The sequence below is a fragment of the Cryobacterium sp. AP27 genome (assembly GCF_056680495.1).
Genome location: NZ_CM155285.1, coordinates 2,392,843 through 2,413,350 on the forward strand (window position 1 = coordinate 2,392,843; position 20,508 = coordinate 2,413,350).

General features: G+C 66.4%; 15 protein-coding genes and 1 tRNA gene. 4 read left to right on the forward strand and 12 right to left on the reverse strand.

Features of this window, described 5'->3' with window-relative positions; genetic code table 11:
* Nucleotides 1–198 precede the first annotated feature (198 nt).
* Nucleotides 199–2,334: a hypothetical protein gene (locus AC1MB9_RS11400; protein WP_479962068.1), complete on the forward strand. Its 2,136-nt coding sequence runs from the start codon at nt 199–201 to the stop codon at nt 2,332–2,334.
* 19 nt (nt 2,335–2,353) lie between these two features.
* The gene (locus AC1MB9_RS11405; RefSeq protein WP_479962069.1) at nt 2,354–3,280 is read left to right on the forward strand and encodes a Ppx/GppA phosphatase family protein; all 927 of its coding nucleotides are present in this window, start codon (nt 2,354–2,356) and stop codon (nt 3,278–3,280) included.
* 27 nt (nt 3,281–3,307) lie between these two features.
* Here the strand turns inward: AC1MB9_RS11405 and AC1MB9_RS11410 are convergent, their stop codons facing one another.
* Nucleotides 3,308–4,903, reverse strand: a complete 1,596-nt coding sequence (locus AC1MB9_RS11410) for an ABC-F family ATP-binding cassette domain-containing protein (RefSeq protein ID WP_479962070.1) — start codon at nt 4,901–4,903, stop codon at nt 3,308–3,310.
* 96 nt (nt 4,904–4,999) lie between these two features.
* Complete coding sequence (locus AC1MB9_RS11415; protein WP_479962071.1) at nt 5,000–6,520, reverse strand: SulP family inorganic anion transporter; 1,521 nt, start codon at nt 6,518–6,520, stop codon at nt 5,000–5,002.
* A gap of 189 nt (nt 6,521–6,709) precedes the next feature.
* On the opposite strand from AC1MB9_RS11415, the gene AC1MB9_RS11420 reads away from it, so the two are divergent.
* On the forward strand, nt 6,710–7,108 hold the full coding sequence (locus AC1MB9_RS11420) for a MerR family transcriptional regulator (protein ID WP_479962072.1): 399 nt from the start codon (nt 6,710–6,712) through the stop codon (nt 7,106–7,108).
* 14 nt (nt 7,109–7,122) lie between these two features.
* Here the strand turns inward: AC1MB9_RS11420 and AC1MB9_RS11425 are convergent.
* From AC1MB9_RS11425 to AC1MB9_RS11465, 9 genes are all read right to left on the reverse strand, one after another.
* Nucleotides 7,123–7,199, reverse strand: a tRNA-Leu gene (locus AC1MB9_RS11425).
* A 62-nt stretch (nt 7,200–7,261) separates the two neighbouring features.
* Nucleotides 7,262–8,791, reverse strand: coding sequence for an NAD(P)/FAD-dependent oxidoreductase (locus AC1MB9_RS11430; RefSeq protein WP_479962073.1), 1,530 nt, complete (start codon nt 8,789–8,791; stop codon nt 7,262–7,264).
* Nucleotides 8,792–8,833: 42 nt separating this feature from the next.
* On the reverse strand, nt 8,834–10,153 hold the full coding sequence (locus AC1MB9_RS11435; RefSeq protein WP_479962074.1) for a S8 family serine peptidase: 1,320 nt from the start codon (nt 10,151–10,153) through the stop codon (nt 8,834–8,836).
* Nucleotides 10,114–10,644: a DUF501 domain-containing protein gene (locus tag AC1MB9_RS11440; protein WP_479962075.1), complete on the reverse strand. Its 531-nt coding sequence runs from the start codon at nt 10,642–10,644 to the stop codon at nt 10,114–10,116. The genes AC1MB9_RS11435 and AC1MB9_RS11440 overlap by 40 nt, the downstream gene beginning before the upstream one ends.
* The gene (locus tag AC1MB9_RS11445; RefSeq protein WP_479962076.1) at nt 10,641–11,120 is read right to left on the reverse strand and encodes an FtsB family cell division protein; all 480 of its coding nucleotides are present in this window, start codon (nt 11,118–11,120) and stop codon (nt 10,641–10,643) included. The genes AC1MB9_RS11440 and AC1MB9_RS11445 overlap by 4 nt, the downstream gene beginning before the upstream one ends.
* 72 nt (nt 11,121–11,192) lie before the next feature.
* On the reverse strand, nt 11,193–12,473 hold the full coding sequence (eno, locus tag AC1MB9_RS11450) for a phosphopyruvate hydratase (protein ID WP_479962077.1): 1,281 nt from the start codon (nt 12,471–12,473) through the stop codon (nt 11,193–11,195).
* Between the two features lie 80 nt (nt 12,474–12,553).
* On the reverse strand, nt 12,554–13,816 hold the full coding sequence (gene hisS, locus AC1MB9_RS11455; RefSeq protein ID WP_479962078.1) for a histidine--tRNA ligase: 1,263 nt from the start codon (nt 13,814–13,816) through the stop codon (nt 12,554–12,556).
* 51 nt (nt 13,817–13,867) lie between these two features.
* A complete protein-coding gene (locus tag AC1MB9_RS11460; protein ID WP_479962079.1) occupies nt 13,868–14,401 on the reverse strand; it encodes a ferritin in 534 nt (177 codons plus the stop codon).
* A 47-nt stretch (nt 14,402–14,448) separates the two neighbouring features.
* Complete coding sequence (locus tag AC1MB9_RS11465; protein WP_479962080.1) at nt 14,449–15,216, reverse strand: nucleoside triphosphate pyrophosphohydrolase; 768 nt, start codon at nt 15,214–15,216, stop codon at nt 14,449–14,451.
* 157 nt (nt 15,217–15,373) lie between these two features.
* Between AC1MB9_RS11465 and nhaA the strand changes: the two genes are divergently transcribed.
* Nucleotides 15,374–16,732 carry a Na+/H+ antiporter NhaA gene (nhaA, locus tag AC1MB9_RS11470; protein WP_479962081.1) on the forward strand — a complete coding sequence of 453 codons (1,359 nt, stop codon included), beginning with the start codon at nt 15,374–15,376 and terminating at the stop codon, nt 16,730–16,732.
* Nucleotides 16,733–16,812: 80 nt separating this feature from the next.
* On the opposite strand, the gene mfd is transcribed toward nhaA, so the two are convergent.
* The gene (mfd, locus tag AC1MB9_RS11475) at nt 16,813–20,487 is read right to left on the reverse strand and encodes a transcription-repair coupling factor (RefSeq protein WP_479962082.1); all 3,675 of its coding nucleotides are present in this window, start codon (nt 20,485–20,487) and stop codon (nt 16,813–16,815) included.
* Between the last annotated feature and the right edge of the window lie 21 nt (nt 20,488–20,508).

Genomic DNA, 20,508 nt, shown 5'->3' on the forward strand with positions numbered 1-20,508 from the left:
GAATTCGACCCTGTTGGGCCCCGGTCGAAAACCGTCCATCGGTAGCCTTTGCCGATGCATCCCTCCGGCACGTCATGAACCGTCATCGACGCGCGGGTCCCGGTTGACTTTAGCCGTTTCGCCTCGTCAAATGGGGTTGTGGGACCCCTGACCTCATGCAAACCTATCGCCTCCGCGGCGCGGCCTCAGCGACCCCGGATGCTGCGCGCTGCGCTGCTGCTTCTGGTCACGCTCGCCGTCGCTCTGGCATCCCTCGGCGCACCCCACCGGGCGCTCGCCGCACCGTCACCGGACGGCAAGTCCGTACCGGCCACCACCCCGGCTCCGAGCCCGACCCCGACAGCCACGCAGACCACCACCCCCGCGCCGAACGAAACTCCGACGGCCACCCCGATTACCGACCCCGTCATCACGAGCCCCGCGACGGGGGATTTCGTCGGCAGTTCGACCACGACCGTGTCCGGTACCCGCGACGCGTCCTCCGAGGTACAGCTGCTTTCCCCCGCCGGCGGCGATCCGCTGTGCATCGTCGCCCCCGACGGCACCCCCCTGTGGTCCTGCCCCGGGGCGTCACTGCCGAATTCCGCAGCGGTGACCCTGCGCGTTGTGGTCACGGGCGATTCGACGTTGTCGCACGAGATCACGGTCATGGTCCTGGCGCCTCCCACCGTGACCGGTGGCGTCTCGAACGGCCTGGTTCGCGGCACCGGCCACCCCGGGGCATCCGTGACCCTGACCGTGACAAACGCGGCCAACTGTACGACCACGGCGGATGTGTCCGGCGCCTGGGCCTGCTATCTCGACGGGGTGACGTCGAGCGGGTCCCGCAGTGTGTCGGCACGGCAGAACACCAACTACAGCGGCAAGAACGCGTCACATGCGAGTCCCGTCGTGGCGATATTGTTCGACGTTGACCGACCGGGTCCGCCGGTCATCACCGCCCCGGCGGCGGCGGCTCAGATACCCGTCACGGGCACGACCTACCGGGGCACGGGCGAGAACGGCGCGACGGTCACTGTGTTTGCCGGCGCCTACTCCGTGTGCACCGCAAGCGTCAGCGGTGGCGTGTGGACCTGCCCCGCCGGTGGGATCGCCGCGGGGTCGTACTCCCTCGTGGCCGTGCAGGAAGACGTTGCCGGGAATGTGAGCCGGGGCAGTCCCGCCGTCAGGGTGTCGTATCTGGCACCGCGCGCCCCGTCTGCCACGCACACGCCGACGTCCCGCCCGAGTCCGAGCGGAACGGCGGCAACCGTTGTCCCGGATGAGGCACCGTCCGCGCCCACCACGAATGAGGCCGTCCCACCGGTCGCCTCGCCGAGCCCCTCGGCGTCCAGTGCGATTCCCGCTCCGAGTGCGGAGGCCGGGCGGTGGAATGCGCCCACCCGGTTCACGGCTGCGGTTTCGTCGCCGTTCACGACGTCTCCCTTCCCGTGGCTGCAGGCCGTTCTTCTGGCCCTCGGTGCGGTGCTGCTGTTGGCTGTTCCCTCCCGACTACTGGCCGGAACCATCTCCCGTGCCCGGGGCGGACGTCCGCTGTGGACCGCCACATCGATCGCGGGGCGCAACCGAGCCCGTGATGAATTCGAAACCGCTCCCACGGTGCAGTTGAACCGCTGGCTTCTCGGTGCGGCCGCGCTCGTCGCCGCCGCCACGCTGGTGATGCTGTCGGGTCCCGTGCTGTCCCAGCCGGCCTACCTGCGTCTGCTCGTCGCGGTGATTGTGGCACTGCTGCTGGTCAACGTCGCGGCCGCCGTGGTGCCCCTGTGGTGGAGCACCCGGGTGATGCACATTGACGCGACCATCACCTTTCTGCCGCGCTACCTCGCGCTCGTCGCCGTCGCCGCGATCGGATCACGCATGCTCGATATCCACCCGGCGTTCATGTTCGGCCTTCTGGGCAGCGTGACGGTTGCCGCCGGGCCGACGATTGTCCAGCGTGGACAGCTCGCCGCGGTTCGTGCCGCGAGCCTCCTCGCCGTCTCGGTTGCGGGCTGGGCCACCCTCGGCGCACTCCCGGAGACCACAGGGCTGCTCAGCACTCTCGCCGCGGAAATCGTGAACACGGTGGTGCTCGCGTCCATTGGTTCCGCTGTGCTGGTTCTCGTGCCCCTCGGCCGCACGAGCGGCCGAAGCGTACTCGCGTGGTCGCCCGTGATGTGGGCCGGCCTCATGGTCGCCGCGTTCACGCTGCTCTTTGCCGTGTTGTCCCCGGCGATCGAGGTGTGGCAGAGCGCCGGGCAGGTACCACTGCTCTGGGTGGCTGCCGGCGTGTTCGCCTCGTTGTGCGCGGGCGCCTGGGCGTGGCAACGGTTCGTGACCCCCGCACAACTCTGACAGGCGCTATCGTTCACATGTGCGCTTAGGAGTCCTCGACGTCGGGTCGAATACCGTCCATCTACTCATCGTCGACGCCCACGCGGGCGCACCTCCTGTGCCGATGGCCGCCGACAAAGCGGTGCTGCGACTGATGCGATACATCACGCCGGACGGTGCCATCAGCGACGAGGGTGTCGCAGCCGTGCTCACGGCCGTGCAAAACGCGGCCGACTTCGCCGCTCAGCATGACATTGACGAACTCCTGCCCTTCGCCACATCGGCGCTGCGCGAAGCCACCAATGGACCGGAGCTGCTGGATCGCGTGGAACGCGAAACCGGCGTCACGCTCCAGGTACTGTCCGGAGCCGACGAAGCGCGACTGACGTTCCTCGCGGTTCGACGCTGGTATGGCTGGTCGGCAGAGAACATTCTCCTGTTCGACATCGGCGGGGGTTCCCTCGAGATCGCATCCGGTGCCGGGGAAGTCCCCGATGTCGCCCTGTCCTTGCCGCTCGGCGCCGGCCGGTCCACCATCGGTTTTCTGCACCATGACCCGCCGATGCCGGACGAGGCCGCCGCGCTCCGGCATCACGCCGCGAAGGTGCTCAAGGAGTCTGTCGGCGAGTTTTCCGCGCTCCGGGCGCCGCACCACATCGTCGGTTCGTCCAAGACCATCCGCTCGCTCGCTCGACTGGCCGGCTCCACGTCCGACGCGGTCGGTTCCGGCGATCGGCTGCGCCTCGGACGTGCACAGCTCAACGATTGGGTCCCTCGGCTGGCCCGCATCCCGGCCGATGCCCGGCCGGCGCTTCCGGGAATCACCGCGGATCGCACATTCCAAATCGTCGCCGGCGGCATCGTGCTGGGTGAGGCAATGTCGGCCTTCAAGGCCGAGGAGCTGGAAGTGTCTCCGTGGGCACTGCGCGAGGGCATCATCCTTCGCTACCTCGACCGGTTGAGCTGAGCGACACCGAAACGGCAACGCTCAGTCCTACGCGACCCGAACGTCGATCTCTCCCGGCTCTGCCGCATCCGCACCGAAGACGAGATACCGGTTGGCTATTTTGTCGCTGAAGAAGCGGTCGTGGCTCACGACCACGACGGCCCCCGGGAAGTGCAGCAGGGCGCGTTCCATCACCTGGGTACTCGACATGTCCAGATGGTTGGTCGGTTCGTCGAGCAGCAGCACGGAGGCGCCGGAGAGCAGGCATTGCGCCATCGCCACCCGCGCTCGCTGCCCACCGGACAGGTTGCCGATCTTCTGCTTGAGGTCGGCCTCCGAAAACTGGAACATCGCGAGGAAGCGGTTCACCGACTTGCGTGTGGCGATGAGGGCCAGGCTCCCCGGCATCGCGTTGACCGCGTGACTGACCGTGTCGGTCTCGTCAAGTTCGGCGAGAACCTGGTTGTACGAGACGACTCCCGCGCCGGACGCCCAGTTGACGGAACCGGAATCGGCGGGCTCCTCGCCGGTCAGCACCCGCAACAACGACGTCTTGCCGCTGCCGTTGGGGCCGAGCACGAGGATGCGATTGCCTCGGCGGATCTCGAACGTCAGGTCGGTGAACAGCACCTTGTCCCCGTAGGACTTGTTCAGCTGTTCCACCCGGCACAGGGCGTCTTTGACGTGAAGAGACCCGTAGATCTCGGTGATGATCTGGTCAACGGGGCGGGGAGCCCTGGACTTCTTGATGTGGGCGAGCTTGTTGCCGAGCTTGCGGCTTTCCGCCTTGGCGGCTTCGCGACGGTCGGAGATTCCCTCTGCCTCGAACGCGAGCAGCTCTGACTCGTGCACGAACTGCGCATCGAGGGTTTTGAGTCGGAATTGCTTCTGCACCACGTACTCGCCGAAGTTTCCGGGGTACTCGTGCAGGTGATAATTTTCGACCTCGATGATGCGTGTGACGATGGCGTCAAGGAATTTGCGGTCGTGCGAGACCACGATGGCGGCGCCACGGAAGTCACGGAACCAGGCCTCAAGCCACTCCACACCGGCAACGTCGAGGTAGTTGGTCGGTTCGTCGAGCAGGAGCACGTCGGGCGCCTCGAGCACGAGCTTGGCGAGGGCGGCGCGGTTGCGCCATCCACCGGACAGGTCGTCGATGGCGCACACCCGGTGTGCCTGATCGAAGCCGAGCGTCGTAAGCGCCGTGTCAATGTGGCGCTTGTAGTCCCAGCCGTCCAGCCGGTCCATGTCCTCGAACAGGCTGGCCTGACGCGCGATCAGGTCGTCCAGAGCGGCGCCGGCGGAGGAATCGATGGCGACCGCCGCATCGATGGCGGCGAGCTCCGCCTCGACCGCCTTGACGTCGACAAACAGGGCGTCGAGCACGTCGGTGATCGTCGACGCACCGTTGAGCTCGGAGAACTGTGAAAAGTAGCCGACGCGGGTGCCCGGCTCCAGCGTGATCGTGCCTGAGTCGGGCGAAACCTGGTCGAGGATCAGCTTGAGAATCGTCGACTTGCCCGACCCGTTCTTGCCGATCAATCCCACGCGATCACCCGGTTCGAGGCGGAGGAACGCCTCGCGCAGGATCTGGGTCTTTTCAAATCGAACACTGACGTCATTCAGCCTGATCAGGCTCATGGTTTCCTTTCGAGCGGCCGCATCGCGCGGCGGTGTCCGTCAGGCGCTGCGCCCCGGGACAAAGATTCAGCTTACAGCCCGCCCGAAAGGGCAGAATCAGTGTCCGCCGGCGAGGTGGCCGCCGAGACGGGTGTGCAGTTTGCTGCTGGCCTCATTCATGCCGATGATCTCGACGGTTTTACCCTGGCGGTCGTACTTCGTGGTGATCGCGTCGAGGGCGGCGACGGTGGAGGCATCCCAGATGTGCGACGCGGAAATGTCGATCACGATGTGGTCGGGGTCGTCGTGATAGTAGAACTGCGTCGTCAGGTCGTTGCTCGACGCGAAGAACAGGGCCCCGTCCACCGTGTACAGCGCGGTGGGGACCTCTGCCGCCTCGGGCAGGGTGCGCTCGACGGTCACGAGGTGCGCGACCCGGCGGGCGAAGGCGACCATGGCGATGATCACGCCGACGACAACACCGATGGCGAGGTTGTGCGTGGCGACGATGACGATGACGGTGGCGACCATGACGGTCGTTTCGCTCTTGGGCATCCGCTTCAGTGTGGAGGGGCGGATGCTGTGCCAGTCGAAGGTCAGGTACGACACGATGATCATCACCGACACCAGGGCAGCCATCGGCACGACGGCGAGCAGGTCGCCCAGACCCAGAACGAGCACGAGCAGGAAGACCCCGGCGAGGAACGTGGAGATGCGGGTGCGGGCACCGGACGCCTTCACGTTGATCATCGTCTGGCCGATCATCGCGCAACCGCCCATCCCGCCGAAGAAGCCGGAGAGCATGTTCGACACGCCCTGGCCCCAGGCCTCTCTGGTCTTGCGGGAGTGGGTGTCGGTGATCTCGTCGACGAGTTTGGCCGCCATCAGGGATTCGAGGATACCGACCAGGGCCATGCCGAGGGAGAACGGCGCGATGATCCGGAAGGTTTCGAGGGTCAGCGGCACGTCCGGGAAAATCCACTGCGGCAATGTGGTGGGCAGTTCACCCTGATCACCGATGGTCGGCACGTTGATGGCAATGACGACCGTCGCGATGGTCAGCACCACGATGGCCACGAGCGGCGCCGGAACGACCTTGGTGATGCGCGGCATCACGATCATGATGATGATCCCCACGGCCACGAGCGGGTAGACCATGAACGGCACGCTCAGCAGCTGCGGCAGCTGCGATGTGAAAATCAAAATGGCCAGGGCGTTCACGAAACCCACCATGACGCTGCGCGGAATGAAGCGCATCAGCTTCGCCACGCCCAGAACCGCGAGCAGAATCTGGAAGATTCCCGCCAGGATCACCGTGGCGATGAAGTACTCCATGCCGTAGTCCCGGGCGACCGGGGCGATCACCAGCGCAACGGCACCGGTCGCCGCGGTGATCATCGCCGGGCGCCCACCGAGGAACGCGATAGACACCGCCATGACGAACGACGAGAACAATCCCAGTCGCGGGTCGACGCCGGCAATGACCGAGAACGCGATCGCCTCGGGAATGAGCGCCATCGCCACGACGAGGCCGGCCAGCACCTCCCGGGTCAGCAACCGCGGCGACCGCAGCGCGGTCATCACGGACGGATTGGGGGCGTAGCGGCTGGCCGTGCCTGGCCGTGGGGCGATTGCCATGAAAATCTCCAGTAAACGAGCGTCCGATCGGAATCAGAACGGGGATGCGGATTTCGCTCTTCGACGAGCGCGCCACGAGCGCCGGAGGCAGTACGTGGAAAGACTGGCTTACTGTGAAACTTCGGCCTGATACGCACTCTACCCTAACGTAAGGGTAGAGTCGACACGAGAGAAAGTCGGAAACCGCGAATGACAACGGAGCAAGCGCCGAACATGATCATGCACATTGGCGAACTGGCCGAGAAGAGCACGATGTCCCTGCGCACGATTCGGCACTATGACGACGTCGGACTGCTCAAGCCCTCCGGCCGGTCCGAGGGCGGCTTCCGTCTCTACACCGCCGACGATCTGGACCGTCTCCTGTTGATCCGGCAGATCAAGGCCCTGGGATTCTCGCTGGAAGACATGGCCGGCATCCTGCAGCTCATCGCCACCCTGCGCAGCGACGACACCGCGGCAGGCACGCCGGCCGTCCGCGGCGAACTCGACGGGTATATCGGGCAGGCGCTGGAGCGACGCAGGAAACTCCAGGATTACCTCGCTCGCGGCGACGAGATCATCGCAACGCTCGAGGCCCTCGGCCGGTGACCGTCGATTCTCGGTGGTGCCCCCACTGGGATTTGAACCCAGACTTGAACGATTTTAAGTCGTTTGCCTCTGCCGATTGGGCTACGGGGGCGCGTTCGAACGTTCTCGAACGCTTCTAGCGTAAACGGTGCGCCACGCACACCGTGACGGGCGTTACTTCGAGGCGGATGCCTCGGCGGCGGCGCGCTCGGCGATGATCTCTTCCACAACAGCGTCGGTTTCGGCCGACTCGGGTGCCGCCGACGGGGTCGCGGAGCCCGCCTCGGCAGGCTTTGCGGCCTTTTTGGCCGTGGGCTTGCGCGGGGCGCGCGGCGCACGGGGTGCCCGCGGCGCTGCTGCCGCGGGGGCAGCTGCCTCGGCCGGGGGCTTCGGGCGTGAGGCGAATTCCTCGAAGACGGCGCGGGGGGTCTGAACGGCGCTCAGGGACACGATGTCGCGGCCGAGGAAGAAGTTGTTGACCCAGCCCCACACGACGCGCAGCTTGCGTTCCCAGCTCGGCATGGCCATGCCGTGGTATCCACGGTGCGCGAACCACGCCGGGAGGCCCGTGATCGCGATTGTGCCGGACTGGAACACACCGATTCCGACGCCGAGACCGGCGACGGCTCCGAGGTTCTTGTGCAGGTATTCCTTGGGGCCTTCGCCACGCAGCACCGCCACGATGTTCTTGGCGAGCAGCTTGCCCTGGCGTACGGCGTGCTGGGCGTTGGGAACGCAGTTGCCGCCCACTCCGCCACCGCTGAGGTCGGGAACGGCGCTGACGTCTCCGGCACCCCACGCGTCGACGATGAAGTCGTCTTCGGTTCCGACGCGCAGGTCGGCCCGCACCTGCAGACGTCCGCGCTCCTCGATCGGAAGGTCGGTGTGGCGCACGATGGTGGGGTTCGCCATGACGCCGGCGGTCCATACGATGAGATCGGTTGCGAAGCTCTCTCCGGTGGAGAGCTCGACGACACCATCGACGGCGCTGGACAGCTGCGTGTCGAGGTGGATCTGTGCGCCGCGGGCGGCGAGGTTGTCGATGACCCACAGGCTCGTCTTGAGCGAAACCTCGGGCATGATGCGTCCCATGGCCTCGATCAGGTGGAAGTGCACCTCATCGAAGCTGATCTCGGGATACGAGGTGAGCAGCGATGTCGCGAAGGAACGCAGCTCGGCGAAGACCTCGATACCGGCGAATCCACCACCGACGACGACGAAGGTGAGCAGACGCTCACGCTCGGGTCCGGCGGGAAGCGCGGCGGCCTTGTCGAAGTTCGTCAGCACGCGATCGCGAATCGCGACCGCTTCCTCGATGGTCTTGAGGCCGATTGCCTGGTCGGCGACGCCCGGGATCGGGAAGGTGCGCGACACGGCACCGGCGGTGACAACGACGATGTCGTAGTCGAAGTCCCACGGCTCGCCGATCGTCGGCGTAATCGTGGCCTTCTTCTCGGCGTGGTTGATGTGGGTCACCTTGGCGGTGACGACGTTGGTCTTCTTGAGGTGGCGACGCTGCGAGACGACCGCGTGGCGCGGTTCAATGGACCCGGCGGCGACCTCTGGCAGGAACGGCTGGTAGGTCATGTACGGCAGCGGGTCAACGATGGTGACCTCTGCCTCGCCGGATCGCAGCCATTTCTCGAGCTTCCAGGCCGTATAGAAACCGGCGTAGCCGCCACCAACAATGAGAATTTTGGGCACGATGAGTGGGCCTCCTACATGATTATTTTGCGCAAATACTGGCTATTTGCGGCGAATTCGCTTGATATGCCGAGTGGCGCCAATGCCGAGCAATCCTAATAGGATACCAAATCCCACGAGGACGGCGAGCGGCAGGCTGATATAGGTCAGGGTGAGGGGGTTCGGGAGCCACGCCGCGGCGAGGTTCCGGGCGGGAAGCGCCGGGTCTGTCTTCGGCATGACCGGTGCCGCGACCGAGGGTGTTTCGGTGGGCTGGACCGCAATCTCGGCCCGGCGATGCAGGTGAATCCACTCCGTCAGGAGTTCCGCCGGAGTCTGCACTGTTGCGGGGGGCACATAGCTGGTGACGGCCGCCGTGGCGTCGATCAGGCCGTTTCCGTAGATCGGGCTCGGTGTGTCATGTCCGTTCGGATTCGCCGACTCGATCACGCGATTCATCACCTCCGCCGCGGACAGTTGGGGGTGCGCCGCGCGGACCAGGGCCACCAGGCCCGACACGATCGGTGCGGCGGCACTCGTGCCGTCCCAGAGCACGTAGCTGCCGCCCGGAACCGCGCCCACGAGTTTTTCACTGGGGGCCGCTACGGCAATGGTGATTCCCTGCGAAGAGGCGTCAAAACTGGCCGTCTTGTCGCGGTCGACACCGGCGACCGTGAGCACCCCGGGAATCGTCGCCGGGGCACCGACCTCCGTGGTTCCGCTGCCACGGTTGCCGGCCGCCGCGACCACGACGACGTCGTTTTCGAAGGCATAGAGAAAGGCGTCGTCCCAGCTTTGCGGCCAGAAGAGTGTGTTGCGGGTCAGGGACATGTTGATGACGTCTGCCCCGTTGTCCACGGCCCAACGGATGCCCTGGGCGATCTGGTCGTCGTTGCTCACCGCGGACGACGACTCGCCAAAGGCCACGGAGACCGACAGGAGAGTCGCTTCGGGCGCGACTCCGATCAAACCGGCTCCGTCGCCGGTGCCGCGACCGGCGAGCAGTGAGGCAACCATCGTGCCGTGTCCGCTGTCCTGGGCGTCGCCGCCCACCGGAGTTTGACCATTGCTGGAGCCCAGACCCGAGACATCCGTGCCCCCGATCACGGCTCCGCTGAGCTCGACGACACTGCCGTCGATGCCCGTATCGATGATGGCCACGGTCACCCCGGCTCCCCGGGTGGTGTTCCACGCTTCGGAGAAACCGTAGTCCGCGAGCCAGTATTCCAGGTCGCGTATCTGGTCGGCGTGGGCGGCCGGGGCGTCAAGAACGACGGAGCCGCCGACGACAGAGGCCGCCAGTACAACGCCGAGCACCACGCCGAGCCGTCGCCACGCTCCCGTCACTCGGCTGCCGAATCCGCCGCCGAGTAGTCGATGCACTCACACACGAGGGGCGTCCATGTGCAGCGTTCCAGTGCGAGGTCGCCGATCGGGTTGACCCCGGGACCGGCCGCCAGGGCGTGGCCGGCGAGAGCGTGGAGGCATTTGACGCGTACAGGCATTCCACCGGACGAGACACCGGCGATTTCGGGCACGTCGCCGAGCAGTGCACGATCGGCCAGAAAGCTCTCGTGGGCGGCCTGGTAGGCGATGCGAACGCTCTCATCGTCCGCGAGCAGTTGGTTGTACTCGTTCATCACCTGGGTGGCCTCGAGCTGCGAAATGGCGGCGGTGGCTGCGGGGTGGCACAGGTAGTAGGTGGTGGGGAACGGGGTGCCGTCGGCCAGACGCGGCGCGGTCGCCACGACCGTGGGCGCGCCACACACGCAGCGGGCCGCGATGCCGACGACGTTGCGGGCCGGGCGTCCCAGCTGGGCGGTCACGAGGGCGATGTCGGCTTCGGTAAACGGGTCGAACGGTGGTGTGGTCATTGCGCTGCCGCCTTCGGGGCAAGACCGGCCGTCATCGCGGAGGCGAACAGGGATCCCAACCAATCGATTTTTGTGTCTTGAATGTCTGTGCTCACCGTCGCCGGCGCGTCGGCTCCCACCACGGGAACCGGTAGATCGTTGATCACCAGAAAGCTTATGTCGCCGGGCTTCACATACGAAAGCCGGTCCCGCGCCTGCGTCGTGACGTAGGTGCGATCGTTCCATCGTTCCCGTTCGGCCGTGAACTTGTCGACCGTGGCCTGCTGCTCGCTCACCGCCGCGTTGAGGGCGCTGATCTGCTGGCGCTGTTCGGCATAGGTGCGCAGGCTCGGGGCGAGCACGACAACCGCCAACACGAGGATGATCATCATCACCAGTGAGAAACCGGAGAAGTGGATGCCGCGCAGCCAGCCGCCGACCGGCGTTTCGGCCGGTTCGGCGGTCGGGAGCTCCCGGACCGTGGGTCTGGTGGCCAACGGGAGCTCCCTTCTGTCAGTTGCCGTGCCGGTCGAGGCGGTGGAGCCTGTCGAGACGCGGCTGTCGAACGATTACGCCGTGAAGCGCGGGAAAGCCGAGCGACCCGCGTAGACCGCGGCCTCGCCGAGCTCTTCTTCGATGCGCAGCAGCTGGTTGTACTTCGCCACGCGCTCGCTGCGGGCCGGTGCGCCGGTCTTGATCTGGCCGGAGTCCGTTGCCACCGCGAGGTCGGCGATGAATGTGTCTTCGGTCTCACCCGAACGGTGCGAGATGATGGCGGTGTATCCGCTGCGCTGGGCGAGCGACACCGCATCCATGGTCTCGGTGAGGGTGCCGATCTGGTTGACCTTCACCAGGATGGAGTTTCCGGCTTTCAGCTCGAGGCCCTTCGCGAGGCGCACCGGGTTCGTGACGAACAGGTCGTCTCCGACGATCTGCACCTTGTCGCCGAGCTGCTGCGTGAGGTGCACGTAGCCGTCCCAGTCGTCTTCTTCCAGCGGGTCTTCGATCGACACGAGCGGGTACGCGGCGACCAGTTCCGCGTAGTACGCGGACAGTTCCTCGGCCGAGAGCTTCTTGCCCTCGAACGTGTAGACGCCATCGGCGAAGAACTCGCTCGCCGCGCAGTCGAGGGCCAGGGCGATGTCTTTTCCGGGAACGAAACCGGCGATCTCGATGGCTTCGACAATCAGGTCGAGTGCCGCGCGGTTGCTCGGCAGGTTCGGCGCGAAGCCGCCCTCGTCGCCGAGGCCGGTGGCGAGTCCCTTGGACTGCAGCAGGCCCTTGAGCGCGTGGTACGTCTCGACGCCCCAGCGCAGTCCCTCGCGGAAGGAGTCGGCACCGAGGGGAACGATCATGAATTCCTGGATGTCCACGTCGTTGTCGGCGTGGGAGCCGCCGTTGATGATGTTCATCAGCGGCACCGGCAGGGTGTGCGCGTTCGGGCCGCCGAGGTAGCGGAACAGGGGCAGTCCCGCGGAACTCGCTGCGGCCTTGGCCACGGCGAGGCTCACGCCGAGAATGGCGTTGGCGCCGAGGCGCTCCTTGTTGTCGGTGCCGTCGGTTTCGTTGAGAACCATGTCGACGACTCGCTGGTCTGTCGCGTCGATGTCTTCGACGGCGAGGCCGAGCTCTTCGATGACGGAGTCAACCGCCTGGAGCACGCCCTTGCCGAGGTAGCGGCCCTTGTCGCCGTCGCGAAGCTCGTACGCCTCGAACACTCCGGTCGATGCGCCAGAGGGAACGGCGGCGCGGCTCACGGTGCCGTCGTCCAACAGGACCTCGACCTCGATAGTGGGGTTTCCTCGGGAATCGAGAATTTCGCGTGCGTCTACTGCCTCAATCAGGGCCACAACTGTCTCCTAAAGCTTGGGGTGATGGTGTCATCCTCGGTCAGTCTATCCAAAGCCAGTGGCCGAAACCGTCAGTGTCTTCAGGTGCCGAGGGCCTTGAAGTCCAGGTCCGCGGCGCTCACGGTTCCGGCCGTCACGAATGCGAATCGGCCGAATCCGGCCTCGGCTGCCCGGTCGAGCAGCGCCTTGAGGTTCTTGGTGCGCCGTTCCAACCGCACACGCAGTCCCCCGGCGACGAGGGAGGTCTTCAGCGCCACGAGGTGAGCCGGATCTGCGTCCTTGTCGTGCACCAGCACGACGGCGTTGGCGGCGGATGCCTCGTCGGCACCGAGCAGGTCGACGATGCGCTCGAAACCGATCGAGAACCCGCACGCCGGAACATCCGTGCCGAGAAAGCGTCCGATCATGCCGTCATACCGGCCGCCGCCTCCGAGCGAGTAGCCGAGGGTGGGGTGCGAGATCTCGAAGATGGTGCCGGTGTAGTAGCCCATCCCGCGTACCAGGGTCGGGTCGAAGACGAGGTCCACGCCCGGCATCGCCTGGCGCAGGGCGCCGAGGTCAGCGAAGGCCGCCCCATCGAGCCAGTCGGGCTTGGCGGCGCCGATGCCCCAGCCGGAACCATCTATCCCGTTGAGGGCGCCCAGCGCCTCCGCAATGCCGTCGGTGCCGACTCCGAGTGCACCCAGCTCGGTGACGACCCCGTCCACGCCGATCTTGTCCAGCTTGTCGATCGTGATGAGGGCGCGCTCGGTGAGCTCGGAGGCCACGCCCCAGTGGGCGAGCATCGTGGACAGGATGCGCCGGTCGTTGATGCGGATGGAACAGCCGCCGAGCCCGAGCTTGTCGAGGGTCGCCGCGGTCGCGGTGATCAGTTCGATCTCGGCGAGCGGGCCGGCCTCGCCGATCACATCGATGTCACACTGCACGAACTGCCGGTAGCGCCCCTTCTGCGGGCGTTCGGCACGCCAGACGGGCGCGATCTGAATGGAGCGGAAGACGGCGGGCAGTTCGGCGCGATGGCTGGCGTAGAACCGCGCGAGCGGAACCGTCAGGTCGAACCGAAGGCCCAGATCGGCCAGCGACAGGACGTCATCGTCTGCAACGGCGGCCGCGACATCCGCCGCCTGGAGGCCCCGCTTCATCACCGCGAAGGCGAGCTTCTCGTTGTCGCCCCCGAGGCCGGAATGCAGACGAGCGGCGTCCTCCATGACCGGGGTTTCGATCTCGTCGAAACCGTGCAGGGCGAAACTCTCGCGAATCACTCCGAGGGCACGCTCCCTGGAGGCCTTGTCGGCCGGAAGGAAGTCGCGCATGCCACGGGGCGGGGTTACTGGTGAGGCCATGCCCCAATTCTGTCAGGTAACGCCGCCCCGCTCGTGCGGGTCAGGCAACGGTCAGAGGGCGCCGCCGGCCGCCCCGGGTGCGCCCGTTTCGGCTCCCCCGTCACCGACCGTCTCCCGTGCGATGTAGTTCTCAATGTCGAAGAGGTTGTCGCCGGCGCGCTCGGCGATGGTGAGGAGCGTCGACATCGAGGCGATCTCCTCGACCTGTTCCTTGAGGAACCACAGCATGGCCTGCTCCCCGAGCGCGTCCCCGTCGGCACGTGCGGCACGGAACAGTGCCTCGATCTGCGTTGTGACCTGGCGTTCCTGCCCCAGGGCGAGGGCGATCGGTTCGACGGCGTTTCCGAAGGTGTTCTGCACGGCGGGGATGCCCGGGATCACAACCTCCAGGTCGCGGTCCATGCGGTACTGCACGAGCATCATCGCGTGGTTGCGCTCTTCAATGGACTGGCGGTAGAAGTGGCCGGCCAGTTGGGGCAGCGCCTGCGTGTCGAACCACACGGCGATGGCGATGTACTGCTGCGATGCGGCAAACTCATTGCCGATTTGGGTGGACAGGAGTGCGTTGAAGGATGTCTCGCTCATACAGTGACGCTACCCGCACCGCGGCGGGATGCACCAGCATGGGCACCCTAATGCTGGATCGAGCTGGGCAGGGCGACGATGCCGGCATCGAAGGAATCGACGTCGGCCGCGCGTTCCGTGTTCGGGGACATGGCGGCTTCGGCCTCCCGAATCTCGCCCTGCAGGTCGCGGAGGGCTCCGCGCAGCGCCCGCTCCGCGTCGAGGCCCTGCGACCTCGCCGTCGAAACGATGGCAAGCAGGAGCGGCCCGAGCTGATCTTCACTGTCGATCGGGAGCGGGAAGGAGTCTCCGGCCTCGAGCAAACCGATCTTTTCGGCGCGACCGAGAACCTTGTCGGCCAGGGCCAGCGACGGCATGCCGACCGGGATCCCATCGAGCACACTCGTGCGCTCCGGTTTCTCCTCGGCCTTGAACCCGTCCCACGCCGCGGTGACGTCCGCCGCCGTCTCGAGGCGCAGGTCACCGAAGACATGAGGATGCCGGCCGATCATCTTGGCGTTCATATGCTGCGCCACATCCTGAATATCGAAGTTCTCGCCACTCGTATGCGCGGCAAGGTCCGCATGGAAAAGCACCTGATAGAGCACGTCGCCGAGTTCTTCGAGCAGGTCGTTGCGACTGCCCGACTCGATCGCCTCGAGCAGCTCGTGGGATTCCTCCACGAGGTACCGCACAAGGGATTCGTGGGTCTGCTCCGCATCCCACGCGCAGCCGCCGGGTCCGCGGAGGCGGGCGACGGTCGCGATCAGGGTGTCGAGAGAGCTCGCGGGGGTCTCGTCTGCGGTGTCGGGTGCTGTGGGTGCTGCGTCGGTCACGGCGTCTCCTTCGTCGATCCAATCGTAGGCTCTACCCGTCGGGGCCGGCCCGATTCGGCCCCGAAGGCGCGGCGGCCTCGTGTATTCTGGCTGGGGTGAGCCGGGAAGCCTGGTCGGTAGTCAATCTGTAGCGCCATACACCTCGTAAGGATTCGTAGTGTCACAATCCCCCCCTCCTGCCCCGTCCGGTAGCAGCACCAACTTCGGCCCGATTTTCAGCCGAGGCGGCTATGCGGAATTTGTGCGCATCTCCGCGATCCTGCGCAAGGAGACCGTCGGCGGCGGCATCCTGCTGCTGGCAACCGTCGCCGCCCTCATCATGGCGAACACCCCCCTTGCGGATGCCTACTTCGCCGCGCGGGACTTCGAGATCGGGTTCGAGTCGCTGCACCTGAAGCTCAGCCTCGGCACGTGGGCCGCCGACGGGCTGCTTGCCGTCTTTTTCTTCCTGGCCGGACTGGAACTCAAACGCGAGTTCGTCGCCGGTGACCTGCGCAGCGTCAACCGGGCCATCGTCCCGGTCGCGGCCGCGGTCGGTGGGGTCATCGTTCCCGCGGTGATCTTCACGCTGATCAACCTGAACGGTGGCCGGGAAGCGCTCCGGGGCTGGGCCATTCCCACCGCGACGGACATCGCCTTCGCCGTGGCGGTTCTCGCCGTCATCGGATCCAAGTTGCCGGCGGCGCTGCGAATCTTCCTGCTGACCCTGGCCGTGGTCGATGACCTCCTGGCCATCGCGATCATCGCCTTCTTCTACACCAGCGAAATCTCCTTCCCCCTCCTGTTCCTCTCGTTCGTCCCGCTGGCCCTGTACTGGTTCCTGTCCCACACGTTCTCGCACTTCTTCGGCACCCGCGACTGGAGCGCCTGGCTGATTCTTCTCCCGCTGGGCTTCATCATGTGGGCGCTCCTGCACGGCTCCGGTGTGCACGCGACGGTTGCCGGTGTGCTCCTCGGATTCGCCGTTCCCGTGATGCGCAGCAGGCGCGGCGGCGGCCCTGATGCCGGCCCGGGACTCGCCGAGACGCTGGAACACCGCCTGCGTCCGCTCTCGAGCGGCTTCGCCATTCCGGTGTTCGCGTTCTTCTCCGCCGGGGTCACGATCGGCGGCCCCGAGGGCATGCTACGCGCCATCACGGACCCCGTCGCCATCGGCATCGTCGTCGCACTCGTGGTCGGCAAGCCGATCGGTGTGTTGTTGGCGACGTGGATCGTCACCAAGACCACGAAGGCCACCCTCGACCCCGACCTTGCCTGGATCGACGTCACCGGAGTTGCCGTGCTGGCCGGTGTGGGCTTCACCGTGTCCCTGCTGATCAGCGAGCTCGCGTTCGGCCAGGGCAGCCCTCACGACGACCACGCGAAGGTGGCCATCCTGGTCGGTTCGCTGCTCGCCGCGCTGCTGGCCACCGCCATCCTGCGCGGTCGCAACCGCCACTACGCGGAGATCGCCGAGAAAGACGCGATCGACGCCAACGAAGACGGTATTCCCGACGTGTACGAGACGGGCAAGTAGCCGCGACACCTCACCGCCCCACGACAGCACCCCCGTTTATCCAACGGGGTGCTGTCTCGTTCCGGCGGATGCGCGGAGGACTACCGCCCGGGGGCGGGCGTCACCGTCTCGGACTCCAACGGCCGCGGGAAGATGGCACCGAGCAGGGTGTCCGTCCAGGCGATCAGCGTGGTGTCGTCCACGGGCTCGCTCGTGCGGGCGTCAGAGCTGCTGCGCGGCAACGGCACGATGAGGGCCCCGTTCGTGGGCATGTACTTCGCCCCGGGGTACATGCGGCGCAGTCGGATCTGGATCGAATCGGGCAGGTCGGCCGAGGCCAGGCGCAGGTTCGGTCCCATCGCCACGACCTCGCTCAGCCCCGCCTGCTGCGCGTGCCAGCGCAACCGCGACACCGCGACGAGGTTCTGCACGCTCACCGGCGGTTCACCGTACCGGTCGGTGAGCTCGTCCAGCACCAGATCGATCTGGCCGGCCGCGGCGGCCGGGGCACTCGCGCTCGACAGCTTCTGGTACGCCTCGAGGCGCAGCCTCTCGCTGTCGACGAAGTCGTGCGGGATGTGCGCGTCGACGGGAAGCTCCAGCCTCAGCTCGGTCTGTCCCTCGGCGACGTCGCCGCGGAAGGCGCTCACCGCTTCGCCGATCATGCGCAGGTACAGGTCGAAGCCCACGCCGGCGATGTGACCGGCCTGCTCACCACCGAGCAGGTTGCCGGCGCCGCGAATCTCCAGGTCCTTCAGAGCGACCTGCATACCGGCGCCCAGCTCGTTGTTCGCGGCGATCGTGGACAGCCGGTCGTGCGCCGTTTCGGAGAGCGGCTTGTTGCCGTCGTACAGGAAGTAGGCGTAGGCGCGCTCACGGCCGCGTCCCACTCGTCCGCGCAGCTGGTGCAGCTGGCTCAGCCCGAACCTGTCGGCGCGGTCGATGATGATCGTGTTCGCGTTCGCGATGTCGAGGCCGGTTTCGATGATCGTCGTGGAGACGAGAATGTCGAACTTGCGCTCCCAGAAGTCCTCGACGACCTGCTCGAGCTGGGCCTCGGGCAGCTGACCGTGCGCCACCGCAATGCGCGCCTCAGGAACGAGTTCGGCAAGCTGCGCGGCGACCCGGTTGATGCTCGTGACCCGGTTGTGCACGAAGAAGATCTGACCTTCGCGCAACAGCTCCCGGCGGATCGCGGCGCCCACCTGCCGCTCGGAGTACGGACCCACGAAGGTCAGGATCGGGTGGCGATCTTCGGGCGGCGTCGCGAGGGTCGACATTTCCCGGATACCGGTGACGGCCATCTCCAGCGAACGTGGAATCGGGGTCGCGCTCATGGCGAGAATGTCGACGTTCGTCTTGAGCTTCTTGAGGGCGTCCTTGTGCTCAACGCCGAATCGTTGCTCCTCGTCGATGATGACAAGTCCAAGACTCTTGAAGATGATCGAGGGCGACAGCAGGCGGTGGGTGCCGATGACGATGTCCACGGTACCGTCGAGCATTCCGGTGATGGTCTCCTTCGATTCCTTCTCGGTCTGGAATCGGGAGAGGGCGCGCAGATGTACCGGGAAGCCGGCGAAGCGCTCCTTGAACGTCTCCATGTGCTGGCTCACAAGCAGGGTCGTTGGCACGAGCATGGCCACCTGTTTGCCGTCCTGGATGGCCTTGAAGGCGGCGCGAATGGCGACTTCGGTCTTGCCGAATCCGACGTCGCCCGACAGGAGCCGGTCCATCGGGATGGGCCGTTCCATGTCGGCCTTGACCTCGTCGATCGTGGTGAGCTGGTCGGGGGTTTCCACGAAGGGGAAAGACTCCTCGAGCTCCCGCTGCCACGGAGTGTCGGGCGGGAACGCGTGGCCCTTGCTCGCCATGCGCGCCGAGTAGAGCTTCACGAGCTCCACGGCAATGTCGCGCACGGCCTTGCGAGCCTTCGTTTTCGCCGCCGACCAGTCGCTCCCGCCCATCTTGCTGAGGGCGGGGGCCTCGCCGCCCACGTAACGGCTGACGAGGTCGAGCTGGTCGGTGGGCACATACAGTTTGTCGCCCGGGTGCCCGCGTTTGGACGGGGCGTACTCGAGCACCAGGTATTCGCGGGTCGTCTTGATCGGGTTGCGTCCTCCGCTGGACACCTCGCGCTGGGTGAGTTCGAGGAAACGGCCGATGCCGTGCGTCTGGTGCACCACGTGGTCGCCGGTCTTCAGCTGCAGCGGGTCGACGACGTTCTTGCGTCGGCTCGCGAGTTTTTTCACCTGACGCTGCGAATAGCCGGCGGTGCGTCCGTAAAATTCGGATTCGCTGATCAGGGTGAGTTTGGTCTGGGCCAGCTCGAAGCCGTGGTCGACGCCTGCCTTGAGCAGGTAGGCGATCCCCGGTTCCGGGTCGTCCGGCCAGGCCTCGACCACGCGCGCCGGCAGCTCGTGTTCGGCGAGGACATCGCCGGCGCGTTCCACCAGACCTGCGCCCTGGGCCACAATTCCGACAGTCCAGCCGTCCTTCAGCCGGCTTGCGACGTGACCGACCGCTCCCTCGACGTTGCCCTGGAAGCTCGGGACCGTGTCGGCCTCGATACGGATGCTGAGCATGTCATCGATGTCAATCGGTTCTCGAGCCTGCCTCGAATCCGACGGCACATCGGTGTCGGTGGGAGCGGCCTGGAACGAGCTGAGCGTCCACCAGCTGTGTGCCGATGCCGGCGCTCCCGGAGCCGTGTGTGTGACGCTCTCACGCAGACGGCCGAGGGTGAGGAAGTCTCCGGAGGCCAGGTCGATCGGTGAGTCGGCGCCGGCGGTCGCGGCGCTCCAGGCCGCCCCGAGGAATTCCTGGTTGGTCTCGGCGAGGCTGATGGCGCGGCTGGCGACGCGTTCAGGCGAGATGACGGCCACCGCCGCGCGGGAAGGCAGATAGTTCGTCACGGGCACGAGGCGGTCGACGAGGGCGGGCGCGAGAGACTCCATGCCTTCCACCGGGATGCCCTCGGCGATCTTGGCGAGCATGCCCGACAGGCTCGGGAATTCGTGCTCCATTTCGCGGGCGCGTTGGCGCACGGCGGGGCTCAGCAACAGTTCCCGGCTCGGCGGCAGGCTCACGACGTCGACGGGTTCCGGCAGGGACCGCTGATCGGCTACGGAGAACTCGCGGATCTGCTCGACCTCGTCGCCGAAGAATTCGACCCGGAACGGGTGCGCGGCAACCGGCGGGAACACATCGAGGATTCCCCCGCGCACGGCGAACTCTCCGCGACGGGTGACCATGTCGACTCGGGCGTAGGCGACACTCACCAGTTGCAGGGCGATGGCCGCCAGGTCGTGCCCCCGCCCCGACACGCGCAGTTCGATGGGCTCGTAGTCGGTGAGGTTGTCAGCCACGGGCTGCAGGGCGGCGCGCACCGAGGCGACAACGATGAGAGGGCGGCGATCGGCCGTCGGGGCACCCTCCCACTCGCGCATGCGGCGAAGCGCATGCAGCCGGTTTCCGACGATTTCGGCGCTCGGGCTCAGCCGTTCGTGCGGGAGGGTTTCCCAGGCCGGGAAGTCGATGATCTCGGCATCGCAGGCGAAGGAGGCAAGGTTGTCGCGCAGGGCCTCGGATTCGCGCCCCGTCGCCGTGATCACGAACAGCGCCTGGGCCTCATCGTGACGTTGCTCAAGCAGGGCGGCGAGGAGAGGCGCGCGGAGCCCCTCGGTGAGGGAGAAATCGGCGTCCCGACTCGCGTAGGTGAGGGCGTTGTCGAACGTGGAGGCGCGCTTGAGCGCTGCAATTAAGCCCTGAAGGATCACCGGTCGAGTCTACGCCCGCTC

Excerpts from the sequence above, each read along its gene's own strand:
- AC1MB9_RS11420 (WP_479962072.1), top strand. The coding sequence starts at position 6,710 with ATGACAACGGAGCAAGCGCCGAACATGATCATGCACATTGGCGAACTG.
- AC1MB9_RS11460 (WP_479962079.1), bottom strand. The coding sequence starts at position 14,401 with ATGAGCGAGACATCCTTCAACGCACTCCTGTCCACCCAAATCGGCAAT.
- AC1MB9_RS11410 (WP_479962070.1), bottom strand. The coding sequence starts at position 4,903 with ATGAGCCTGATCAGGCTGAATGACGTCAGTGTTCGATTTGAAAAGACC.
- AC1MB9_RS11400 (WP_479962068.1), top strand. The coding sequence starts at position 199 with ATGCTGCGCGCTGCGCTGCTGCTTCTGGTCACGCTCGCCGTCGCTCTG.
- AC1MB9_RS11415 (WP_479962071.1), bottom strand. The coding sequence starts at position 6,520 with ATGGCAATCGCCCCACGGCCAGGCACGGCCAGCCGCTACGCCCCCAAT.
- AC1MB9_RS11440 (WP_479962075.1), bottom strand. The coding sequence starts at position 10,644 with ATGACCACACCACCGTTCGACCCGTTTACCGAAGCCGACATCGCCCTC.
- hisS (WP_479962078.1), bottom strand. The coding sequence starts at position 13,816 with ATGGCCTCACCAGTAACCCCGCCCCGTGGCATGCGCGACTTCCTTCCG.